15 protein-coding genes are annotated in these 19,216 nt (G+C 70.5%); 7 read left to right on the forward strand and 8 right to left on the reverse strand.

The features are described from left to right. Nucleotides 1–22 precede the first annotated feature (22 nt). Genes FXF51_RS10545 through FXF51_RS10565 form a run of 5 tightly spaced genes read right to left on the reverse strand, consistent with a single transcriptional unit; the run spans nucleotide 23 to nucleotide 3,347 of the window. Nucleotides 23–112, reverse strand: a complete 90-nt coding sequence (locus tag FXF51_RS10545) for a DUF1707 domain-containing protein (protein WP_148434077.1) — start codon at nucleotides 110–112, stop codon at nucleotides 23–25. Next, nucleotides 109–912 (reverse strand): ABC transporter permease, encoded by an 804-nt coding sequence (locus FXF51_RS10550; RefSeq protein ID WP_148434078.1) that lies wholly within the window; start codon nucleotides 910–912, stop codon nucleotides 109–111. Before FXF51_RS10550 ends, FXF51_RS10545 begins: the two co-directional genes overlap by 4 nt. Then, nucleotides 912–1,874 carry an ATP-binding cassette domain-containing protein gene (locus FXF51_RS10555; RefSeq protein WP_148434079.1) on the reverse strand — a complete coding sequence of 321 codons (963 nt, stop codon included), beginning with the start codon at nucleotides 1,872–1,874 and terminating at the stop codon, nucleotides 912–914. The genes FXF51_RS10550 and FXF51_RS10555 overlap by 1 nt, the downstream gene beginning before the upstream one ends. A 10-nt stretch (nucleotides 1,875–1,884) precedes the next feature. Then, the gene (locus FXF51_RS10560) at nucleotides 1,885–2,823 is read right to left on the reverse strand and encodes a DUF4097 family beta strand repeat-containing protein (protein WP_222871228.1); all 939 of its coding nucleotides are present in this window, start codon (nucleotides 2,821–2,823) and stop codon (nucleotides 1,885–1,887) included. After that, nucleotides 2,823–3,347: a hypothetical protein gene (locus FXF51_RS10565; protein ID WP_148434080.1), complete on the reverse strand. Its 525-nt coding sequence runs from the start codon at nucleotides 3,345–3,347 to the stop codon at nucleotides 2,823–2,825. Before FXF51_RS10565 ends, FXF51_RS10560 begins: the two co-directional genes overlap by 1 nt. Before the next feature lie 101 nt (nucleotides 3,348–3,448). Between FXF51_RS10565 and FXF51_RS10570 the strand changes: the two genes are divergently transcribed. Then, complete coding sequence (locus FXF51_RS10570) at nucleotides 3,449–4,318, forward strand: alpha/beta fold hydrolase (protein WP_148434081.1); 870 nt, start codon at nucleotides 3,449–3,451, stop codon at nucleotides 4,316–4,318. A gap of 11 nt (nucleotides 4,319–4,329) precedes the next feature. Here FXF51_RS10570 and FXF51_RS10575 read toward each other — a convergent pair whose 3' ends face one another. Next, nucleotides 4,330–5,931, reverse strand: coding sequence for a helix-turn-helix domain-containing protein (locus FXF51_RS10575; protein ID WP_222871229.1), 1,602 nt, complete (start codon nucleotides 5,929–5,931; stop codon nucleotides 4,330–4,332). Nucleotides 5,932–6,071: 140 nt separating this feature from the next. Here FXF51_RS10575 and FXF51_RS10580 point away from each other — a divergent pair, with 140 nt between their 5' ends. Next, nucleotides 6,072–8,879 (forward strand): FAD-binding and (Fe-S)-binding domain-containing protein, encoded by a 2,808-nt coding sequence (locus tag FXF51_RS10580; protein ID WP_222871230.1) that lies wholly within the window; start codon nucleotides 6,072–6,074, stop codon nucleotides 8,877–8,879. 37 nt (nucleotides 8,880–8,916) lie between these two features. Beyond that, nucleotides 8,917–10,215 (forward strand): MFS transporter, encoded by a 1,299-nt coding sequence (locus tag FXF51_RS10585; protein ID WP_148434167.1) that lies wholly within the window; start codon nucleotides 8,917–8,919, stop codon nucleotides 10,213–10,215. A gap of 55 nt (nucleotides 10,216–10,270) precedes the next feature. Here the strand turns inward: FXF51_RS10585 and FXF51_RS10590 are convergent, their stop codons facing one another. Then, nucleotides 10,271–14,104 (reverse strand): ATP-binding protein, encoded by a 3,834-nt coding sequence (locus FXF51_RS10590; protein ID WP_148434084.1) that lies wholly within the window; start codon nucleotides 14,102–14,104, stop codon nucleotides 10,271–10,273. Between the two features lie 481 nt (nucleotides 14,105–14,585). On the opposite strand from FXF51_RS10590, the gene FXF51_RS10595 reads away from it, so the two are divergent. From FXF51_RS10595 to FXF51_RS10610, 4 genes are all read left to right on the forward strand, one after another. After that, nucleotides 14,586–15,944: a carotenoid oxygenase family protein gene (locus FXF51_RS10595; RefSeq protein ID WP_148434085.1), complete on the forward strand. Its 1,359-nt coding sequence runs from the start codon at nucleotides 14,586–14,588 to the stop codon at nucleotides 15,942–15,944. A gap of 116 nt (nucleotides 15,945–16,060) precedes the next feature. Continuing rightward, nucleotides 16,061–16,816 (forward strand): ABC transporter ATP-binding protein, encoded by a 756-nt coding sequence (locus FXF51_RS10600; protein WP_148434086.1) that lies wholly within the window; start codon nucleotides 16,061–16,063, stop codon nucleotides 16,814–16,816. Then, complete coding sequence (locus FXF51_RS10605) at nucleotides 16,813–18,399, forward strand: hypothetical protein (protein WP_148434087.1); 1,587 nt, start codon at nucleotides 16,813–16,815, stop codon at nucleotides 18,397–18,399. The genes FXF51_RS10600 and FXF51_RS10605 overlap by 4 nt, the downstream gene beginning before the upstream one ends. Further along, on the forward strand, nucleotides 18,392–18,823 hold the full coding sequence (locus FXF51_RS10610; protein WP_148434088.1) for a nitroreductase family deazaflavin-dependent oxidoreductase: 432 nt from the start codon (nucleotides 18,392–18,394) through the stop codon (nucleotides 18,821–18,823). The genes FXF51_RS10605 and FXF51_RS10610 overlap by 8 nt, the downstream gene beginning before the upstream one ends. Before the next feature lie 120 nt (nucleotides 18,824–18,943). Here FXF51_RS10610 and FXF51_RS10615 read toward each other — a convergent pair whose 3' ends face one another. Then, on the reverse strand, nucleotides 18,944–19,216 hold the full coding sequence (locus tag FXF51_RS10615) for a YciI family protein (RefSeq protein WP_148434089.1): 273 nt from the start codon (nucleotides 19,214–19,216) through the stop codon (nucleotides 18,944–18,946).

The following is a 19,216-nucleotide window of genomic DNA, read 5'->3' on the forward strand; positions in this document are numbered from 1 at the left end:
TCCCGGGATTGTGTGGCCTATGTCACTCCCCCCGATGAGGGCGGCCGTCGGCGTACGCCTGCTGGACGAGCTCCACCGCCCTGTCGCGGTCGAGGTCGCTGACGCGGGTCACCGGCTGACGGCTCTCTTGTAGAGCCGCGTGGCCAGCGGGGCGAAGACGAGCAGCAGCAGGACCGACCACAGCAGCGAGACCGGCACCGCGTGCTGGAGCGGCCAGGCGGCAGGCGCCGGCATGGCCGGGCTGGTGTTGCCGAAGAGCTCGCGCGCGGCCTGGACGAGCGTGGAGACCGGGTTCCACTCGGCGACCACCTGCAGCGGGGCGGGCAGGCGGGTGCTGTCGACGAAGGCGTTGGACAGGAAGATCAGGGGGAACGACACCAGGGTCGCCACGTTGTTGAAGACCTCGGGGGTGCGCAGGGACAGCGCGACGGTCGCCGTCACCCAGGAGAACGCGTACGCGAACAGCAGCAGCATCAGGAACCCGAGCGCGCCCTCCAGCGGCGAGCTGTGGATGCGCCAGCCCACCAGCAGCCCGACGAGCGCCATGGTGACGATGCTGGTCACGTTCATGATCAGATCGGCGGCGGTCTGGCCGGTCAGCACGGCCGACGGGGACATCGGCAGGGTGCGGAAGCGGTCGAAGACGCCCTTCTGCAGGTCCTGCGTCAGGGTGTAGCCGGTGATCTGACCGCTGCTGACGATCGTCATGACGAAGATGCCCGGGAGCAGGTACTCGCCGTACGACATGCCGGGCAGCTCGATCATGCTGCCGAAGACGTAGGTGAACAGCAGCACGAACACGACAGGGAGCATGACCGCGCCGCCCAGCAGGTCGGGGGCGCGCCGGATCTTCAACGCGTTGCGCTTGGTGATCGTCATGCCGTCGGCGACGGCGATCCGCAGGGCGTCCATCAGGCGTTCTCCTTCACCTTCTGCTCGGCCTGGTGTCCCGTGAGGCTGAGGAAGACGTCATCGAGGGTGGGCCGGCGCAGGCCGGCGTCGCGCACGGTGACCCGCTCGGCGGCCAGGTGCCCGAGGGCGCTGGTCAGCGCGGCGGCGCCGCCCGCGACCGGGATCGTCAGCCGCAGGGCGGTGGCGTCGATCTGCGGGTCGCCGACGGCCAGCGGCATCAGCGTCCGCGCGGCGGCGCGCAGGTCGGCGGCGCTCGTCACCGACAGCTCGATGCGGTCGCCGCCGACCTGGTCCTTGAGCTGGTCGGCGGTGCCGAGGGCGATCACCCGCCCGTGGTCCACCACCGCGATGCGGTGCGCGAGCCGGTCGGCCTCCTCCATGTACTGGGTGGTGAGCAGCACTGTGGTGCCGCCGCCCACCAGCTCACCGATGACCTCCCACAGGCTCGCCCTGGCCCGCGGGTCCAGGCCGGTGGTGGGCTCGTCGAGGAACAGCACCGGCGGGTCGGCGACCAGCGCGCCGGCCAGGTCGAGCCGCCGCCGCATGCCGCCCGAATAGCCCTGCACCGGACGGTCGGCGGCCTCGCCGAGGTCGAAGCGTTCCAGCAGCTCGCGGGCGCGCTGCCGGCTGCGCTTGACGCCCAGATGGTAGAGGCGGCCGACCATCTCCAGGTTCTCGGCGCCGGTGAGGTGGTCGTCCACGGCGGCGTACTGGCCGGAGGCGCCGATGCGGGCGCGCAGCCTGGCGGCGTCGCGGACGACGTCGAACCCCGCCACCCGGGCGTGCCCGGCGTCCGGGCTCAGTAACGTCGTCAGGATCCGCACGGTGGTGGTCTTGCCTGCGCCGTTCGGGCCGAGCAGCCCGAACACGGTGCCCTCGGGGACGGCCAGCTCCATCCCGTCGAGGGCGGTCAGCTCGCCGTACTTCTTGACCAGGCCCTCGGCCACGATCGCGTCGGTCACGGGTCTCTCCTCAGGAATGGTGGATGACGATGTCGCCGTAGTCGGTGTGGGCCCGCACCTCGACGACCGGATCCGACTCCGCGGGGGCGTCGCTGGGGTCGAGGGAGACGTCCACGGTGCCGTACCTGGAGCTGACGTCCAGCCAGGCGGCGGTGCCCCTGCGGATGCCCAGGTCGAGGCCGCCGCCGGTGGTCTCCATGACGATCGAGCCGGAGGCCGCCTCGCCGATCCGCACGTCGGCGTACGAGGTCACGGCCCTGACGCCGGCCAGCGCCAGGTCGACGGTGACGTCGCCGTGGGCGCTGTTGAGCCGCAGGTCGCCCGTCACCGTGCCCAGGCGGACGTCGCCGTGGGAGTTCTTGACGGCGGCGGTGCCGTCGATCCGGCCGATGTCGATGCCGCCGTGGCTGTTGGTGACCTCCGTGTGCCCGCAGGCGTGGGTGACGTGGATGTCGCCGTACGTGCTCCGCAGGCGCGACCGGCCGGCGCGCTCGACCTGGAGATCGCCGTGGGAGGTGGACAGCGACACCTCGCCGACCGGCCCCCGGCACACGACGCTCCCCGCCGTCCTGACGTCGAGGCGGGAGCCGGCCGGCAGCTCGATCGTCACGTCGATCGAGCCGGGGCCGAGCACCAGCGAGCGCGCCCAGTCGGCGGGCGACTCGACGAGCTTGCCGAGCGACAGCCCCCAGTCGGAGCCCCAGCCGGTGGGCTCCTTGTCGCTCCGCACCAGGAGCCTGCCGTTGGCGTAGTCGACGTGGGTCTGCTCGGACGCCTGCACGTCGGCGTCGTTGCGGGCGTCACTCGGGCGGACCTCGACGACGGTGTCGGCGCGGTCGCTCGCGGAGATGCGGATGTTGGCGGCCGCCGTGTCGATGACGGCGGCGATGGGCTCAGCGGTGTCGAAGGCCGGCATACCGATCCCCTCGTGGTGGGTTGTCGTGGTCATCAGCGCACCCAGCCGCTGTAGCGGTTGCCGGACCGCTGAGCGGGGCGCCGGCCGGAACGGTTGCCGGCGGCGCCGGGGTCGAGCGCGGCGGAGACGGCCCGCACCAGCCAGGCGTTGACCGACAGCCCGTCACGGGCGGCCGCGTCCTCGATGCGGGGCTTGAGGTGCTCGGGAACCCGGAGCGAGATCCGGGACGTGCCGCCCTCCTCGGCGTCCGGGGGCAGGGGAGGCGGCGGGGCGGGCGGCCTGTCGGCGTCGCTGCCCTCCAGTGGCCGGATGGCTGGCGGTGGCGTCACGACGAAGCCGGGGTCGCGGCCGCGCAGGCGCACCTCGACGGAGCCGGGGCTGAGGTCGTGGGTGATCTCGTCGGCGGCGGCGGACAGGGCTTCCAGCAGCGCGAGCCTGGTGGCTGATTCGAGCGTCGAGGCGAGACGCTCGGCCAGCGCACGAGCTTCCTCGCCGCCGGCTCCTGCCGCGATCGCCAGCTCGCGGCGGAGGTGGTCCACATACGGCGCAAGGTCCATGACGTCATGATGACATCAATATGGCGTCATTACAACCAGAGGCGTGACGTCGCTATGGCGTCGTCGATAAAAGGGGGGCGGGCAGGCGCTAGCGTGCTGCCATGTCGGACGTGCGACTCGTGGCCTCGGGGCCGCTGCGGATCTGGACCGAGCGGGCCGGGGATCCCGGGCTTCCCGCGGTGCTGATGATCATGGGGTCGGCCGCTCAGGGCGTCAGTTGCCCTGACGCGCTGGTCGGCCGGCTCGTCGAGCGCGGGGTGCAGGTGATCCGGTTCGACCATCGGGACACCGGCCGGTCCAGCGTCGTCGACTTCGACGCGCATCCGTACACGATCGGGGACATGGCCCGCGACTGCCTTGCTGTGCTGGACGGCCATGGGCTGGAATCCGCTCACGTGGCCGGGACGTCCCTGGGCGGCATGCTCGCGCAGTGGCTGGCGGTGCACGCGCCGGACCGGGTCCGGTCCCTGACCGTGATGTCCAGCTCGCCGATGGGCCACGATCCGCGTCCCGTGTGGGAACGGGCGCGGGCCGGGGAACCGGCCGACCCGGACGATCTGCCGCCGCCGTCGCCGGAGTTCCTCGCCCACCTGGCCGCCGGGCTGCCGCCGGGGGTGGAGTCCGACGTGGCCCTGTTCCGGATCTTCAACGGCCCGGTCCGGCCGTTCGACGAGCCCGCCGCCCGGGCCATGCTGGAGCTGGCGCTGTCGCGGGCCGCCGACCCGGCGGCGGCGGCCAACCACCACCGGGCCGTGTGGCTGGAGGACCCCGGCCTGCTCGCCCCGCTGTCGTCGATCACCGCGCCGGCCTCGATCGTGCACGGCGACCAGGATCCGGTCTACCCGCTCGGTCACGGCGAGGCGCTGGCGGCCGCGATCCCGGGCGCGGAGTTGCACGTCGTGCCCGGGATGGGTCACGTCATGACGTCACCCGGCCTGCCCGAGGAGGTCGCCGATCTGATCCGGCTGTGACGGCTGGCGGGTCAGACGGGCGCGTCGTCCCCGCAGGTGGCGCCCGGCGTCACGGCCCCGAGCTCCAGCTCCAGCAGCAAGCGGTGCGTCGGGTTGTCCAGCGCGACGCCGAACAGCTCCTGCGCGCGCCTGATCCGCTTGCGGACGGTGTTCTCGTGCAGCGTCAGCTCCGCGCCGGCGGCCCGGACGTCCCCGAAGTTACGCAGATAGGACAGCAGCGTCGCCCGGTAGGCGGTGCCGTGCCTGACGTCGTAGGCGTCGATGACGCCGCCGAAGCCCGTCCGCAACATCGGATCGCCGCGCACGGCGTCGAACAGCCGTTGCTGGACGATCTCGGCGTGCAGGTCCCGCGCCGCGTAGCTGCCCGGGCGGGCGCCCGTGTCCCGCAGGTGGCTGATGGCGCGGTCGAGGTCGTCGCGGGCCTGGCGGAGCCCGTCGGGGTCCTCGACGGGCTCGCTGCGGACGATCAGCAGGTTCGTGTGCAGCAGCCTGGTCGCCCGCTGGTGGAAGTGGGTGGCCAGGGTGGCGACGGTGACCGAGCCGCGGGGCGCGGCTTCGAGCAGCACGTACATTCGGTCCTTGACCAGGCTGACGGTCGGCTCGTGGCCCAGGGAACGGGCGTCGAGTTCGAGCAGTCCGAGGGCGCGCAGCAGGCCGGCCCGGTGGTCGGGGCGGTGGTCCGTACGGTGGTCGGGGCGGTGGTCGGGGTTCGCGGTCTCGGCGAGGCAGAGGAGGCTCGCCGGCAGGGGGAGCGCGCGGTCGGCGTGGCCCGGATGTCGCAGCGCCGTCTGAAGGGCGGCGTTGCGGCTCTCCTGGTCGGCGTCCAGGTGCCGGCGGATGGTGAGCAGGTGCAGCGCGGCGAGCTTGGCCGCGGTGGCGAGCACGGCCTCGCTGTCGGTGATCGCGTCCTCGTCGGGGAAGGTCGCCCACAGCGAGCCGAGAGCCGTGTCCCCGGCGCGGATCACGACGGCGAGCCGCGGGTCGTAGCCGTCGCGGCGGATCAGCTTGACGGAGTCGCTGCGCCACAGCTCGTCGGTCAGGTGGTGGGGCAGCGCGTGGTCGGGGACCTGCCGGGAGAGGATGCCCACCCGCCGCGTCTCGTCGATCGGCTGGCCCGGCAGGTTGGAGTAGGCGACGATCGTCTGGTTGGTGTCCATGATCGCCACCGCGCCGCCGCAGATCGCGGCGACCGAGTTGGCCAGGGAGAACAGGTCGCCGCCCGCGGGGCCGGAGGCGGGCTCGCCGGTGGCCGGTTGGGTGGCCAGCAGCGTGGAGACCAGGCCGTAGAGGCGGCTCCACGGGATGTCCGGATTGACCGCCACGACCGTGGTGCCCGCCGTCCGCGCCTGCTCGGCGACGTCGGCGGGCAGGCCGCTCGCGCACTTGACCGCCAGCGCCCCGCCCGTCTCGGACGCGAGCCGCAGCGCCTGGCGGACGGCCCTGGGGGAGGAGAGGTTCAGGCCGAGCGCGAGGAGCAGGCATTGCGGCGCGACCGGTTCGAGTGCGCCGGCGTCGAGGAGTTCGACGCCGGCCACCGCGAGCTGCGCGTCGCCGGTCGCGAGCTGGACGACGTCCGGACGCAGCGCGTCGAGCAGGGTCCCCAGTGTGGCCATGGTCATGCCCCAGGTCGGTGTTCGATCCGACACCGCGAACGGGATATCCGGGTCGGATCAGACATTGTTTCACATGCGGACATCCCGCACTGTTGTCCCACTCCGGTTTTGCCGCCCCACCAGGAAGGAAGGATCGCCAGATGCAGGAGCTGCGCGTGGCGGTCGGCGCCGGGAACGTGCTGACCTCGATCACCGACCTGATCCGCTACTCCGCTGACGCCAGCCCCTACCACCAGGTGCCCAAGGTCGTGGTGCTGGCCCGCGACGGCGACGACGTCGCCGCGGTCTTCCGGTACGCCTCCCGCAACGGGCGGCGGGTCGTCCTGCGCGCAGCCGGGACCAGCCTCAACGGCCAGGCACAGGGCGACGACATCCTGCTCGACGTCCGCCGCCACTTCGACCACGCGACCGTCGAGGAGGAGGGCGCGATCCTGCGCAGCGCGCCCGGGGTGGTGCTGGCCAGGGCGAACGCCCGGCTGGCCCGCTACGGGCGGATGCTCGGCCCCGACCCGGCCAGCGCCGCGGCGGCGTGCGTCGGCGGCGTGGTGGCCAACAACGCCAGCGGCATGACCTGCGGCGTGCACGCCAACTCCTACCGGACGGTCGAGTCCCTGCGGGTCGTGCTGCCGTCGGGAACGCGGATCGACACCGCCGCCCCGGACGCCGACCGGCGTCTCGCCGAAGCCGAGCCCGAGCTGGTCGCCCGGCTGCTCGCGATCCGCGACGAGATCCGCGCCGACCCGGAGCTCACCGCGCGGATCCGGACCAAGTTCGCGATCAAGAACACCAGCGGTTACCGGCTGGACGCCTTCCTCGACGGCGACACCCCGGCGCAGATCGTGCGCGGCCTCCTCGTCGGCTCCCAGGGCACGCTGGGCTTCCTGGAGGAGATCACCTTCCGCACCGTCCCCAGCCCGAGGTGGGCGAGCACCGCCTTCCTGCACTTCGCCGACCTGGCCGCCGCCGCGTCGGTCGTCCCCGCGCTGATGGACCTCGGCGCGCGGGCCGCGGAGCTGCTGGACAACCTCTCGCTGCGCGCCATCCGTCCCATGGACGGAGCCCCCGACTGGACGCGCGAGCTCGGCGGCGACGACGCGGGGCTGCTCGTCGAGTTCCGCGCCGGCGACCAGGCCGAGCTGGACCGCTTCGAGGACGAGGCCCGGAAGATCCTCGACGGCGTCGTACTGAACGGCGGCTTCACCCGCGACGCCAAGACCGCGGGCGGCTTCTGGGCCGTGCGCAAGGGACTGCTCACCGCCCTGGGCGCGAACCGGCCACCGGGCACGATCCTGCTAGGCGAGGACGTCTGCGTGCCACCGGCACGCGTCGCCGAGGCGGCGGTCGCGCTGCGCGACATCCTCGCCTGCCACCGGTTCGACGCCTCCGTCGCCGGGCACGCCTCAGCCGGGAACCTGCACTTCACCATGGTGTTCGACCCGGCCGACCCGGCTGACGTCGAACGGTACGCCCGATGCGTGGAGGACGTCGTCGCGCTGATCGTGGATCGCTTCGACGGCTCGCTGAAGGGCGAGCACGGCACCGGCCGCAACATGGCGCCCTTCCTCAAACGCGAGTGGGGGCCGCGGCTGACCGAGCTGATGCGCCGGGTCAAACGCGCCTTCGACCCGCACGGCATCCTCGGCGCCGGCGTGCTGTTCACCGACGACCCCCGCGCCCACCTGCGCCACCTCAAGGCGCTCCCGGCCGTGAACCCCCTGCTCGACGGCTGCATCGAATGCGGCTTCTGCGAGCCGGTGTGCCCGAGCCGCGACCTGACCACCACCCCGCGCCAGCGCATCGTCCTGCAACGCGAGATCGCCCGCCGCGGCTCGCACGCCGGCCTGGAGAGCGCCTACGGTTACGCGGCTGTGGACACCTGCGCCGCCGACGGGTCCTGCGCGACGGCGTGCCCGGTCGGCATCGACACCGGCCACGTGATGAAGGAGCTGCGGCAGGCCAGGCACGGCGGCGCGGCCGGACGCGTCACACTGACCGTCGCGCGGAACTGGGCCACGGCCGAACGCCTCGCCCGGGTCCTGCTACGGCTGGCCAGGACGCTCGCCCACCTGGCCGGCGACCGGCCGGTGCGGGCGGTGAGCCTGCTGGCCAGGAAGGTGCTCGGCGCGAACCGCGTACCGGAATGGCTGCCCGCGACCCCCGGCCCCGCCCCCGCGATCGCCGCGCGCGGACACCGGCCGGCGGGGACGACGGCCGTCTACGTCCCGTCCTGCGTCAACCGGATCTTCGGCGCGCCGCCCGGCGCGCCCGACCCCACCACGGTCACGGCCGCCCTGCCCGCCCTCGCCGGCCGCGCGGGCATCGCGCTGTGGACGCCGCCCGACCTGGCAGGCGCCTGCTGCGGCACCGTCTGGCACAGCAAGGGCCACCGGGCCGCGCACGCCCACGCCGCCGGCGACCTCGTGCGGCGCCTGTGGGACTGGTCCGACGGCGGCCGGCTGCCCGTCGTGGTGGACGCCGCCTCCTGCACGCTCGGCATCCTGCGGGAGGCGCCGCCCGTCCTCGACGACGGCGACCGGGCCCGGCACGCCGCGCTCACCGTGCTCGACGCGCTCACCTGGGCGCGTACCGACCTGCTGCCCAAACTCACCGTCACCCGCCGCCTGTCCCGCGCCGTCCTGCACCCGACCTGCGCGATGACCCACCTCGGCACCGCCGCCGACCTGCGCGCCGTGGCGGACGCGCTCGCCGAGGACGTGGTCGAACCGCTCACCGCCACCTGCTGCGGCTTCGCCGGAGACCGCGGCTTCCTGCACCGCGAGCTGACCGAGAGCGCCACCCGCGCCGAGACCGCCGAACTCGCCGGGATCACGGCCGACGCCTACCTGAGCGGCAACCGCCCCTGCGAGATCGGCCTCCAGCACGCCGGCGGCCACCCGTACGAACACGCCCTGGTGGCACTCGAACGAGCCACCAGACCCCCCAAGTAAGGAACGGAGTCCCGTCGTGACGAGTGAACCACGCGCGATGACGCGCGACGACCGCAAGGTCCTGGCCGGCACCCTGGCCGGCACCACCATCGAGTGGTACGACTTCTTCATCTACGCCCAGGCCGCCGGCCTGGTGTTCGGCCCGCTCTTCCTGGCCCCCGTGAACGAGCAGGCCCCCGGCCTGGCCACGCTCATCTCGCTGGCCACGATCGGCATCAGCTTCCTGTTCCGGCCGCTCGGCGCGATCATCGCCGGCCGGTACGGCGACCGCCTGGGCCGCAAGCGCATGCTCGTGCTGACCCTGCTCCTGATGGGCGCGGCCACCACCCTCATCGGCCTGCTGCCCACCTACGAGACGATCGGCGTGGCCGCCCCCATCGCCCTCATCCTGCTGCGCATCCTCCAGGGCTTCTCCGCCGGCGGCGAATGGGGCGGCGCCGCCCTGCTGTCGGTCGAGCACGCGCCCCGCGAGCGGCGCGGCTGGTGGGGCGCCTTCCCGCAGATCGGCGTGCCCATCGGGCTCATCCTGGCCACCGGCGTCCTGTGGATCATGAGCACGGTGACCACCCCCGAGCAGTTCCAGGCGTGGGGCTGGCGGGTGCCGTTCCTGCTGTCCCTGGCCCTGATCGTCATCGGCTACCTGGTGCGGCGGGCCGTGGATGAGAGCCCGGTGTTCCAGGAGCTGCAGCAGCGCGCCAAGACCTCCTCCGCGCCGCTGCGCGACCTGTTCCGCGGCAACAGCAAGAACGTGATCCTCACCGCGCTCATCTTCGTGGCCAACAACGCGGCCGGTTACCTGCTCATCGCCTACTTCATCAGCTACGGCACCACCGCACTGGGCCTGTCGCGGCCGTCCGTCCTGCTGGCCACCGTCGCCGGGTCGGTCGGCTGGCTGGTCTTCACCCTGTACGGCGGAGCGCTGTCGGACCGGATCGGCCGGGTCCGCACCTTCCAGATCGGCTATGGGCTCATCTTCGTCTGGATGATCCCGCTCTTCCTGCTGATGGAGACGCGCGACATCTGGCTCTTCACCGTCGCGATCATCGTGCTGACCATTGGACTGGGCCTGTCGTACGGGCCCATGTCGGCCATGTACGCCGAGATATTCCCCGTCTCGGTGCGTTACTCCGGAGTGGCCATCGGGTACGCGCTCGGCGCCATCCTGGGCGGCGCGTTCGCTCCCACGATCGCTGCGGCGCTGGTGCAGGGCACGGGGTCCGCGTTCTCCGTCGGCGTCTACATCATGGTGCTGTGCGTGATCTCGCTGGCTGCCGTCACGGTGGTCAAGGAGCCGAAGGGCGTCGATCTGGGGCTGAGTCAGCAGCCGATCGCCTGACGGTGCCCGCTGTGGCGCGACTACGGGGTTCGGAGCCGCGCCATGGCAGGTGGCACTACGCCGACGGCATGGAGGCGGGCGAACCCGCCTGCGGGTGAGGCGGCATGCGAAACCCTCCCATGTCCCCGAGCCCGAGCACGGACGGCCTCGGGTTGGAAGACGGCCACGAATCGGTGGAGTGGAGGTATTCCGCCCCGCACCGTGCAGCCAAGCGGAAGAACCACCAGCATGTCCGCTCGTCGAGATTGCCGAAGGTGCAGTGAAGGAGCGCGGTGGCCAGCAGCGACAAGGGCAGCTGATTGATCCAGTCCTCACGGAAGTCGTCAGTGATCAGTTGGGCGTCGGCGTCGCGGATCACCCGCATCAGTGGAGCGAAGAGGTCGTGGCGTCCCTCACCTCGTATGATCTGGTCGAACAGCTCCTCTTGAGCGCTTGCGTCCGGCGGTATGCGTTTGGCGACGATGGAGAGCAGGAGCATGGCCGGATCTCTGGTCAAGGGAGCGCTGCTGTCGAAGGTGGTCAGGTCGACCAACCTGAATCGTTGCGGCAGGAGTTCTCCCTGTCGCGTGCGCTGCAGGAGGACGTTGCCTGTATGCAGGTCGCCATGTGTCAGCCCGCGCAGGTGCTGGACATGGTCTTGGGCGACGATATCTCCCGCGGCCATGGCGAGGGGATTGGGCAGCAGTCGGGCGTTGCTGTCGTCTGCGAACATGATCCAGCGACGGTCCGGGCGCAGGAGCCCGTTCTGCTGCGCCCAGGCGCGCAGCTTGCCCTGCGGCCCGAATTTCTCGCGCAACTCACTTCGCAGGTATTCGCCTGAGTCGATGTGCGAATAGGGATCCGGCTGCTTCTTGTTCCACTTGCGGATCAGCCCGTGCGTCACCGCGTTGAACGCGGCGACGATTTCCCCAGGGGACTCCAGTTCTGCCATTTGCCACAATGTGGCGAAACTGCCTCCGGCGACCTCTTGCAGGAGCACGTAGCCTCCTGCACCGCCGATGGCGGGGGAATGAGGCTTGAGCGCGACCAGGTGCTCCCTGCGGAATGCTCCCGGGCTGGCATTCCACGCCCGCTGGTGCTGCATGGGTTCGCGTGATGGAGGGCCAGGAGGACAGCTTTTCGCGATCACTTTGCTGGTGCGCTGGTCGCTGTCGGGAGGGGTTCTCACGATGAGAGCCAGCAGGCGGCTCTCTGTATACCCACTCTTCGCCCAGACTGGACGGTTAACTGTTATCTCATAGCTCCCGGTAGCGGCCCAGGCATCCAGGGCCTGTGCCGCCGATTCCCCTAGATGTTCCACGATGATCTCGCGATCGTTCCGCTTGACCTGGCGGGGAGAGCCCGGTGTGCTGTCGACCTTCAGTTGGTCGAGCTCATGCAACAGATCGGCTGGTTTGTTGAAGAGGTGACGGTGGTTGTCCAGGTAGGCCTGCTCGGCCACGGACAATCGCCTGGGCACGATGTGGCCGTTCACCTTGACGAGGAGCGTCTGCTCGACCATTACTACCGCGCGGTTCACCTTCTCCAGAACGGTGATCAGGGCGTCCACCGCGTGGAACTGGGCCGTTTCGCGTCGCGGGGTCTCGTCACGCAGTGCGCGATCCATCTCCTCAAGTTGCTCGTCGGCCGTCCTGCCTGTTGTCGCCGCCCGGAACTTCATGACGTAGCGCTCGTTGTGAGATCGATGGGCGGTCGGCACATCGAATCCGAAGGCGCCCGCGACTTGTACGACAGCGTCCTCTACCTTGGCGAAGGCGTCGTCGCTGCCGTCCGTGACCCTGATCTCCAGTGCGGTGGATTCCGGGATATTCCACTCCCCGAGCGCGAGGGCGGAGGCCTGGTCCAGGTCGAGCCGCGCACCCTCCTCGAAGGCGTTCTTGTAGGCCGAGTCGCCCAGTCGCCGCCGGCAGTCCCGCTGACACGTCTTGTGATGCTCGGCTACCCATGGCGCGCCCATCTGCGGCTCCCCGGCCGCATGCCAGTTGTGCTCCAACGCCCCCACGAGTTGGACGGCCAACGGCAGCTGTCCAAGTTCCACGAAGATCCGCACTGAGGTCTCCAACGCCAGCAGGGTTCCGAGCGTGTCGTGGAAGAGTCGCTTGATGCGAAGACTCTTCCTGACATTCAGCAGAGCGTCCTCGACGCGGCCGGTCGCGAGCATGCCGCCCGCAAGTGCCCAGTGGGCGTGGGAGCTGACCCACTGCTCGCCGCGCTCCCTGCACATTTGCAGGCAGTCCTGTAGTAAAGCCTCGGCTTCCTGAACTTCGCCCTGTGCCGTCAGTACCAGCGCTGACTCGACGACGGCGGGTAGCAGGCCGGGGTTGAGCTCCTTGCAGTCGGTGTTGAACTCGAGCGCCATGCCCAGCAGCGCGCCGGCCTTGTTGAGATCACCCTGAAGCAGTGCCGCGGTGCCCTGCATCTTGGAGGCGAGCATCGCTGCCCGTGAGTCGCCGACCTTGGCCGCCTCTTCGAGGCAGGTCTCGGCCCTGTTCTGCGCCCCTTCGCTGTCACCCTGTGCGCTACAGACGTAGGACAGGACCCACAAGGCCTTACATCGTTCCTTGCTCGGCTCCGTGCCGGGCTCCAGCGCCTGTTCAAGATACTTCCGTCCGTCGCGGGCGAACCCGCAGCACACCCACATGAACCACAGCGACGACAGCAGCCGTAGCGCCAGCGCCTTCCTTCCCGCCGACCGCAGCGCGTATTCGAGCGCCGTGCGCACGTTCTGGTATTCCTGACGCATGCGGACGAACCAATAGATCTGGCGTGGCCCTGACCAGGCATCCTCACTGCGCTGGGCCAGGCTCGTGTAGTACTCCAGGTGGCGTTGGCGGAGCTGCTCGGACTGGCCGAGCTCGTGGAGCCATTCCCCGCCATACTCAGCCAGGGCGTCGACCAGCTTGTAGCGCCCGTTCTCCTGATCATTCCTGTAGAGCAGGATCGACTTCTCCACCAGTCCGCTCAGAAGGCTGGAGACGGTTTCCATCGGCAGTCCTTGGTCGGAGCAGACGATTTCGGCCGCATCGAGTTCGAAATCGCGGGCGAACACCGACAGCCGCGCCCACAGCAGCCGCTCGGCGGGCTCGCACAGTTCGTGGCTCCAACTGATCGCCGCGCGCAGCGTCTGGTGGCGCGCCGGCTCGACCTTGGCTGTGTTGACCAGTAAGTCGAAGCGGTCGGCCATCAGGGCCGGCATCTGCTCGATCGGCAGTTCTCGCAGCCGGATCGCCGCCAGTTCGATGGCCAGCGGGATGCCGTCGAGTCGCCGGCACAACTCCACCACGGTCGCAATGTTGTCCTGTGCGAAATCGGGCACGCCGACGCTGGCCAGGGCATTGAAGAGCTGCACGGATTCGTTGGCGGATGGGCTCTCTGCCGGGTCGTCGCCCGGGACCTTGAGCGGAGGCACAAGCACTACGTGTTCGTTGGGCAGGTGAAGCGGCTGCCGTGAGGTGGCCAGCACTTTCAGGTTGGGTGCCGCCTCCAGCAACTCGTGCACCACCTCGGCGCAGCCGCGTACCAGGTGCTCACACGTGTCGAGGACGAGCAGTACATGACGCTTGCTCATCCACCTCGCCAGAGCCTCCAGGTCTGACCGCATGGACTGGTCGGCCAGGCCCAATGCCGAGGCGATGGCGTGCCTGATCATGTCCGCGTCCCGCAGTCGGCCCAGGTCGACATGCCACACCCCGTCCCGGTATCGGGAGCGCACCACATGCGCCAGCCGCAGTGCGGCGCGTGACTTGCCCACTCCAGCGAGGCCGGTCAGAGTCACCAGCCGCGACTCGTCGAGGCGTTTTTCCAGGTTGGTGAGCAGCCTGGCTCGGCCGATGAAGTCGCGAAGTTCGGGTGGCAGGTTTCCGCACTGCCGAAAACAGGAATCCGACATAACCCTTCCCTGTGTACTAGACCAAGGTGGGACGTAACTCTACGAGGAAAGGGGGCCTTCCCTGGGAGGAATCGGAGATTCTCCTAGAGTGCGGATGGTCAGTGATTTTCACCAGAAAAGTGTGATGAGTCGCATTTTGTTAGGTTAGAGCTGGGGTAAGCAGACGTTCTAGATATCTGCAGCTATGTCTCCTTGTTTCTTATTTGTCCCTATAATTGCCGTCTCGTAAGCACTCTTTCGTGGGTGCCCCCTGCATGCTCAGGCCCATGGAGCTCGTGACCCATATGGGCCGGTGCCTGGTGCGGCGCGTCGGCTGCGGGTGAGCTGGGTGAGCCCATGCGCCTCTTGGTCCCCGTCAGCATCGGGCCGGGCCGCAGCGGGCCGGTCGGCTGAGGCGGGCGGAAAGAACAAGTCTGTTGTTCGCGGAGTTTTTCCTGCACGGTTGTCGGCGTCCCCACCCCCTCCCGACAGGAGTTCCCCCATGTCCGAAACGGTGCCGCTGCACCTGGCGGGCAACAACGCGCCGGTCGCCGACGAGGTGACCCTGGAGCCGTCCAAGATCGTCGGTGAGATCCCGCCCGAGCTCAGCGGCCAGTTCTTCCGCAACGGGCCCAACCCGCGTACCGGCTGGTCGCCGCACTCCTTCGCGGGCGACGGAATGATCCACACCATCGCGCTCGACGGCGGCAGGGCGCGCTGGTACCGCAACCGGTACGTACGCACCCCGCTGTACGAAAACCCCGGCCATTCCCGCTTCGCCCTCGCCTTCGACCAGGACAGCGGCCGCATCGACTACCGGGTCACCACGGCCAACACGCACCTGATCGCGCACGCCGGCCGGCTGTTCGCCCTGGAGGAGGGCGGCTTTCCGTACGAGGTGACGCCGGACCTCGCCACCGTCGGCCCGCACACTTTCGACGGAGCGCTGCGGACCCCGATGACCGCGCATCCGAAGACCTGCCCGATCACGGGTGAGCTGCTGTTCTTCGGCTATCAGCTGCGCCCGCCGTACCTGACCTTCCATCGCGCCTCGGCCGCCGGCGAGCTGGTGCAGACGCGGGTCGTGGACGTGCCGCGGGCGACGATGATGCACGACTTCGCCATCACCCGCAATCACGTGATCTTCATGGATCTGCCGGTCGTCTTCGACGCCGCGCAGGCCGCGGCGGGCGAGCCGCCGTGGCGCTGGGACGAGACGCATCGCGCCCGGTTCGGGGTGCTGGCGCGCAGCGCCGGCGAGGACGCGGAGGTGCGCTGGTTCGAGGTCGCCCCGTGCTACGTGTGGCACACCATGAACGCCTTCGAGGACGTCGGGGGCGACACGATCACCGTCACCGGCACCCGCGTCCCCAGTCTGTGGCGCGGCGGCGCGGATGATCTGGAGGGCGGGCTGCCGGTGGTGTACCGGTGGCGGCTGGATCTGCGGTCGGGGGCGGTCGCCGAGGAGGCGCTGGACGACGCGTTCAGCGAGTACCCGAGGGTGGCGGACGCGGTGCTCGGGCTTCCGCATCGGTACGGGTACACGACGAGTTTCTCGCTGGACGCCGAGCCGGAGCGGTCGGAGATCTACGCCTACGACCTCACCGGAGAGGGCGGCGAACGGGCGGTGCATCGGCTGCCGGCCGGTCACACCTGCGGCGAGGCCGTCTTCGTGGCCCGGGCCGGGGGAGGGGAGAACGCGGGGTATCTGATGACGTTCGCCCACGATCGCGGTGCCGGGACGAGCTACCTGGCCATTCTGGACGCCGCCGACCTGGCCGCGCCTCCGCTGGCCGAGGTACACGTACCGGTGCGCATCCCGGCGGGCTTCCACGGGAACTGGATGGCCACACCGTCGTGAGCCTTCTATCGGTACGGAACGTGCCGTGTTGACAGGGGGAGCGCCGGCTGCCGAGAATGGCCGCGTCCCATTGTTCGGCACGGCACGTGCCGTTACGGTGAAATGAAGAGAAGGCCGTGCCCGATCCCTCCGCCCCCGCCATCGAAGTAACGCACCTCACCCAGCGCTTCGGATCCGTGCTCGCCGTGGACGGCCTCAGCCTGAGCGTTCCGCCTGGAATGTTCTACGGCGTCGTCGGCCCGAACGGAGCAGGCAAGACCACCACCTTGACGGCCGTGTGCGGGCTGCGGGAGCCCACATCCGGGACGATCAGGATCGCCGGTCACGACCTGCGCACCGATCGCGAGGCCGCCCTCGCCCAGCTCGGCATCATGATGGACGGGATGTCCCTGCCCGAGCGGCTGACCGCCACCGAGGTCCTGCGCTACAGCGCCGGGCTGCGCGGCCTGGACAGGGGCTGGCAGGCACGCGCGAACGACCTGCTGGAGATCCTCGGCCTGGACGCGGTGCCGCGCACGCTGATCGTGGAGTACTCCACCGGCATGCGCAAGAAGATCAACCTCGCGCTGGCGCTGCTGCACCGGCCCCGCGTCCTGGTGCTGGACGAGCCGTTCGAAGCCATCGACCCCGTCTCGGCGCACTCCATCGAGCAGGTGCTCAAGCAGTACGTCGACGCCGGCGGCACGGTGCTCCTGTCGAGCCACATCATGGACTTCGTCGAACGCAACTGCCGCCGGGTGGCGGTGGTGGCCGGAGGACGGGTGCTGGTCGAAGGGCCGGTGGCGGACGTGGCCGCGGGCTCCACGCTCAACGAGCGGTTCATCGAGCTGGTGGGGGCCGACCCGGTGCGTCCGCTGGAGTGGCTGCGGTGACGGGCACCCTGTTCGCGCTCAAGCTGCGGCTGTTCCGCAACGGCCCGCACAACGAGCGCGCCTTCAGCCTGGTCACCGGACTGGTCCTGGCCGCCCTGGTGATCGCGGGCGCCGCGCTCGCCGCCCGTGGCGTGATCCACCAGGGGTGGGTCCTGGTGGCGCTCACCGTGTGGGGCGGCATGTGGGTGTTCGGGCCGCTGGCGCAGCCGCGCCACGATCCGTCGGTCATCTCGCGTGAGTGGCTGCGCGGCTATCCGCTGCGGCCGTGGCGGGTGGCGCGGGCGCTGGCATGGACGGAGCTGGCCGGCGTCGGCCCGCTGATCACGCTGGCGAGCCTGTCGTCGCTGGTGGTGCTGGCCGCACCGGGCGGCCCCGCGGCGGCGGTGATCGCCGCCGGAGCGGTGGTGGCGCAGCTCTACCTGCTGATCTGGACGGGCAAGACGGTGGCGGCGCTGGCGGCGTGGCTGTTGCAGACCCGGGCCGGGACGACCATGGCCGCCGTGCAGACCGCCATCATGCTCGCGGTGTCGTTCGCCGGATGGGTGCCGATCGCCGCGTGGCTGCTGCCGCGCCTCGGCGAGCTGGACACCGAGCTCGGGCGGTTCCCCGTACCGGTGATCGAGCTGCTCGCCGCCCTGCCCACCGGCTGGGGGTACGCCGCTGCGCTCGGCGCCCGCGATGGCACGGTCTTCGGTCAGGTCGTAGCGCTGCTGGTCGCGGGTGGGCTGCTGCACCTGGGCTGGATCGCGCTGACGGCCCGCGCCCTGCGCCGGCCGCCCCGCAGGGCGACTCCCCGGCGGGCCGTCGTGCGACGGCGTCCGTTGCCGTTCGCCGGGCCGCAGGTGTCGGCGGTCGCCGCGCGGGAACTGGCCACCTGGCTGCGTGACCCGGCACGCGGGGTGGAGCTGCGCAGCGCCTGGCTGACGCCGCTGCTGATGGCGCTCATCGTCGCGCCCTCCGGCTGGAGCTGGGCGCTGCCCTTGGCGGGGCCGGCGGGGGCGGTTTTCGGGGCGATGGTCGCGATCAACACGTATGCCCTGGACGGCACGGCTCTGTGGCAGCTTCTCACCACGCCTGGCGCGCTCAGGGCCGACGTGCGGGGGCGCATGGTGGCATGGGGGCTGCTGTTCGGCGTGCCGTCCGTTGGGCTGGCGGCCGTGCTGTGGGCCGTGACCGGCTCGCCCCTGGGCGGGGTCGCCGTCGCAGGCGCCATCGTGGCGTCCGCCACCGCCTGCGCGGTCGCGCCTCTGCTCGCGGTCGTGATGCCCGCTGTGGGGACGGACGCTCGCGATCGCGTCTATCCGGGGCAGCAGGCGGGGGATCCGACCGGTGGGCAGATGACGGTCTTCCCTGTGGTTCTGGTGGCTGCGGCCCTGCCCTTCGTCCTCGGCGGGCCGGGGTGGGTGACGGTTCTGTCCGGCATGGTGCCGGCCTGCGCTGTTCTGTACGCTGTCCCGCCGCTCACCGTGCGCCTGCTGCGGCAGCGGGGCACTGGTCTGCTGGACGCGATGGGCTCCCGCTCGTCCCTTCAGGCGGGCAGGAATGCCGCCGGAACAAGATTTGTTGCTGGCGAACATGTCTGACGAGAGCGTGGAGTTCAGCCCCACCGACTGGGTGCAGGACCAGACGAGGAAGATCCTTGAGACCGGCACCACCGAGGGCATCAAGGTCCTCGGGTCACCGATCGTGCTGCTGACCCTGCGTGGCGCGAAGACCGGCAAGCTGCGCTACACCCCCGTGATGCGGGTGGAGCACGAGGGCAGCTACGCGGTCGTGGCGTCCAAGGGGGGCGCTCCCGAGCACCCCACCTGGTACTACAACATCAAGGCACACCCCGAGTTCCCGCTGCAGGACGGGACCGTCACGAAGGAGTACGTGGCCCGCGAGGCCGAAGGGGACGAGCGGGCGCGGTGGTGGGAGCGGGCGGTCGCGGCCTACCCGTCCTATGCCGAATACCAGACGAAGACCGACAGGCTGATCCCGGTGTTCGTGCTCGACCCGAAGTGACCGGCGAGCCGGCGGCGTCCGCGCCGCCGGCCCGCGACTGAGGCCGTCTCGGACGTGACCGAGGCGGCTTCTCTCATGTGCGCGGAGGAGTGGCCGCGCTCCGGTCGGCCTCGGCCGGAGTCAGAGCGAGCCGACCGTGACCCGCCACTCCCGCAGCTCGCGATCCTTGGTGACCTGGAGCTGCGTGTACGGATCCTGATCGACGAGCGCCTGCGCCGCCACCTCGTCCTCCGCCCGCAAGACGATCATCCCCGCCGTCAGGTCCGTGAAGGGCCCCGCGGCGACGACGCTGCCCTGCTCCCAGAGCTTGTTGAGATGCGCGAGATGATCCTCCCGCCGCTCCGCCCGCAACGGAGTGTCGTGGTAGCCGTAGGTCAGAACGAACAGTGCCAT

The organism is Nonomuraea sp. PA05, assembly GCF_008086045.1.
GTDB lineage: Bacteria > Actinomycetota > Actinomycetes > Streptosporangiales > Streptosporangiaceae > Nonomuraea > Nonomuraea monospora.

Excerpts from the sequence above, each read along its gene's own strand:
- FXF51_RS10615 (WP_148434089.1), bottom strand. The coding sequence starts at position 19,216 with ATGGCACTGTTCGTTCTGACCTACGGCTACCACGACACTCCGTTGCGG.
- FXF51_RS10560 (WP_222871228.1), bottom strand. The coding sequence starts at position 2,823 with ATGACCACGACAACCCACCACGAGGGGATCGGTATGCCGGCCTTCGAC.
- FXF51_RS10570 (WP_148434081.1), top strand. The coding sequence starts at position 3,449 with ATGTCGGACGTGCGACTCGTGGCCTCGGGGCCGCTGCGGATCTGGACC.
- FXF51_RS10575 (WP_222871229.1), bottom strand. The coding sequence starts at position 5,931 with ATGGCCACACTGGGGACCCTGCTCGACGCGCTGCGTCCGGACGTCGTC.
- FXF51_RS10590 (WP_148434084.1), bottom strand. The coding sequence starts at position 14,104 with ATGTCGGATTCCTGTTTTCGGCAGTGCGGAAACCTGCCACCCGAACTT.
- FXF51_RS10610 (WP_148434088.1), top strand. The coding sequence starts at position 18,392 with ATGTCTGACGAGAGCGTGGAGTTCAGCCCCACCGACTGGGTGCAGGAC.
- FXF51_RS10565 (WP_148434080.1), bottom strand. The coding sequence starts at position 3,347 with ATGGACCTTGCGCCGTATGTGGACCACCTCCGCCGCGAGCTGGCGATC.
- FXF51_RS10550 (WP_148434078.1), bottom strand. The coding sequence starts at position 912 with ATGGACGCCCTGCGGATCGCCGTCGCCGACGGCATGACGATCACCAAG.
- FXF51_RS10595 (WP_148434085.1), top strand. The coding sequence starts at position 14,586 with ATGTCCGAAACGGTGCCGCTGCACCTGGCGGGCAACAACGCGCCGGTC.
- FXF51_RS10580 (WP_222871230.1), top strand. The coding sequence starts at position 6,072 with ATGCAGGAGCTGCGCGTGGCGGTCGGCGCCGGGAACGTGCTGACCTCG.
- FXF51_RS10585 (WP_148434167.1), top strand. The coding sequence starts at position 8,917 with ATGACGCGCGACGACCGCAAGGTCCTGGCCGGCACCCTGGCCGGCACC.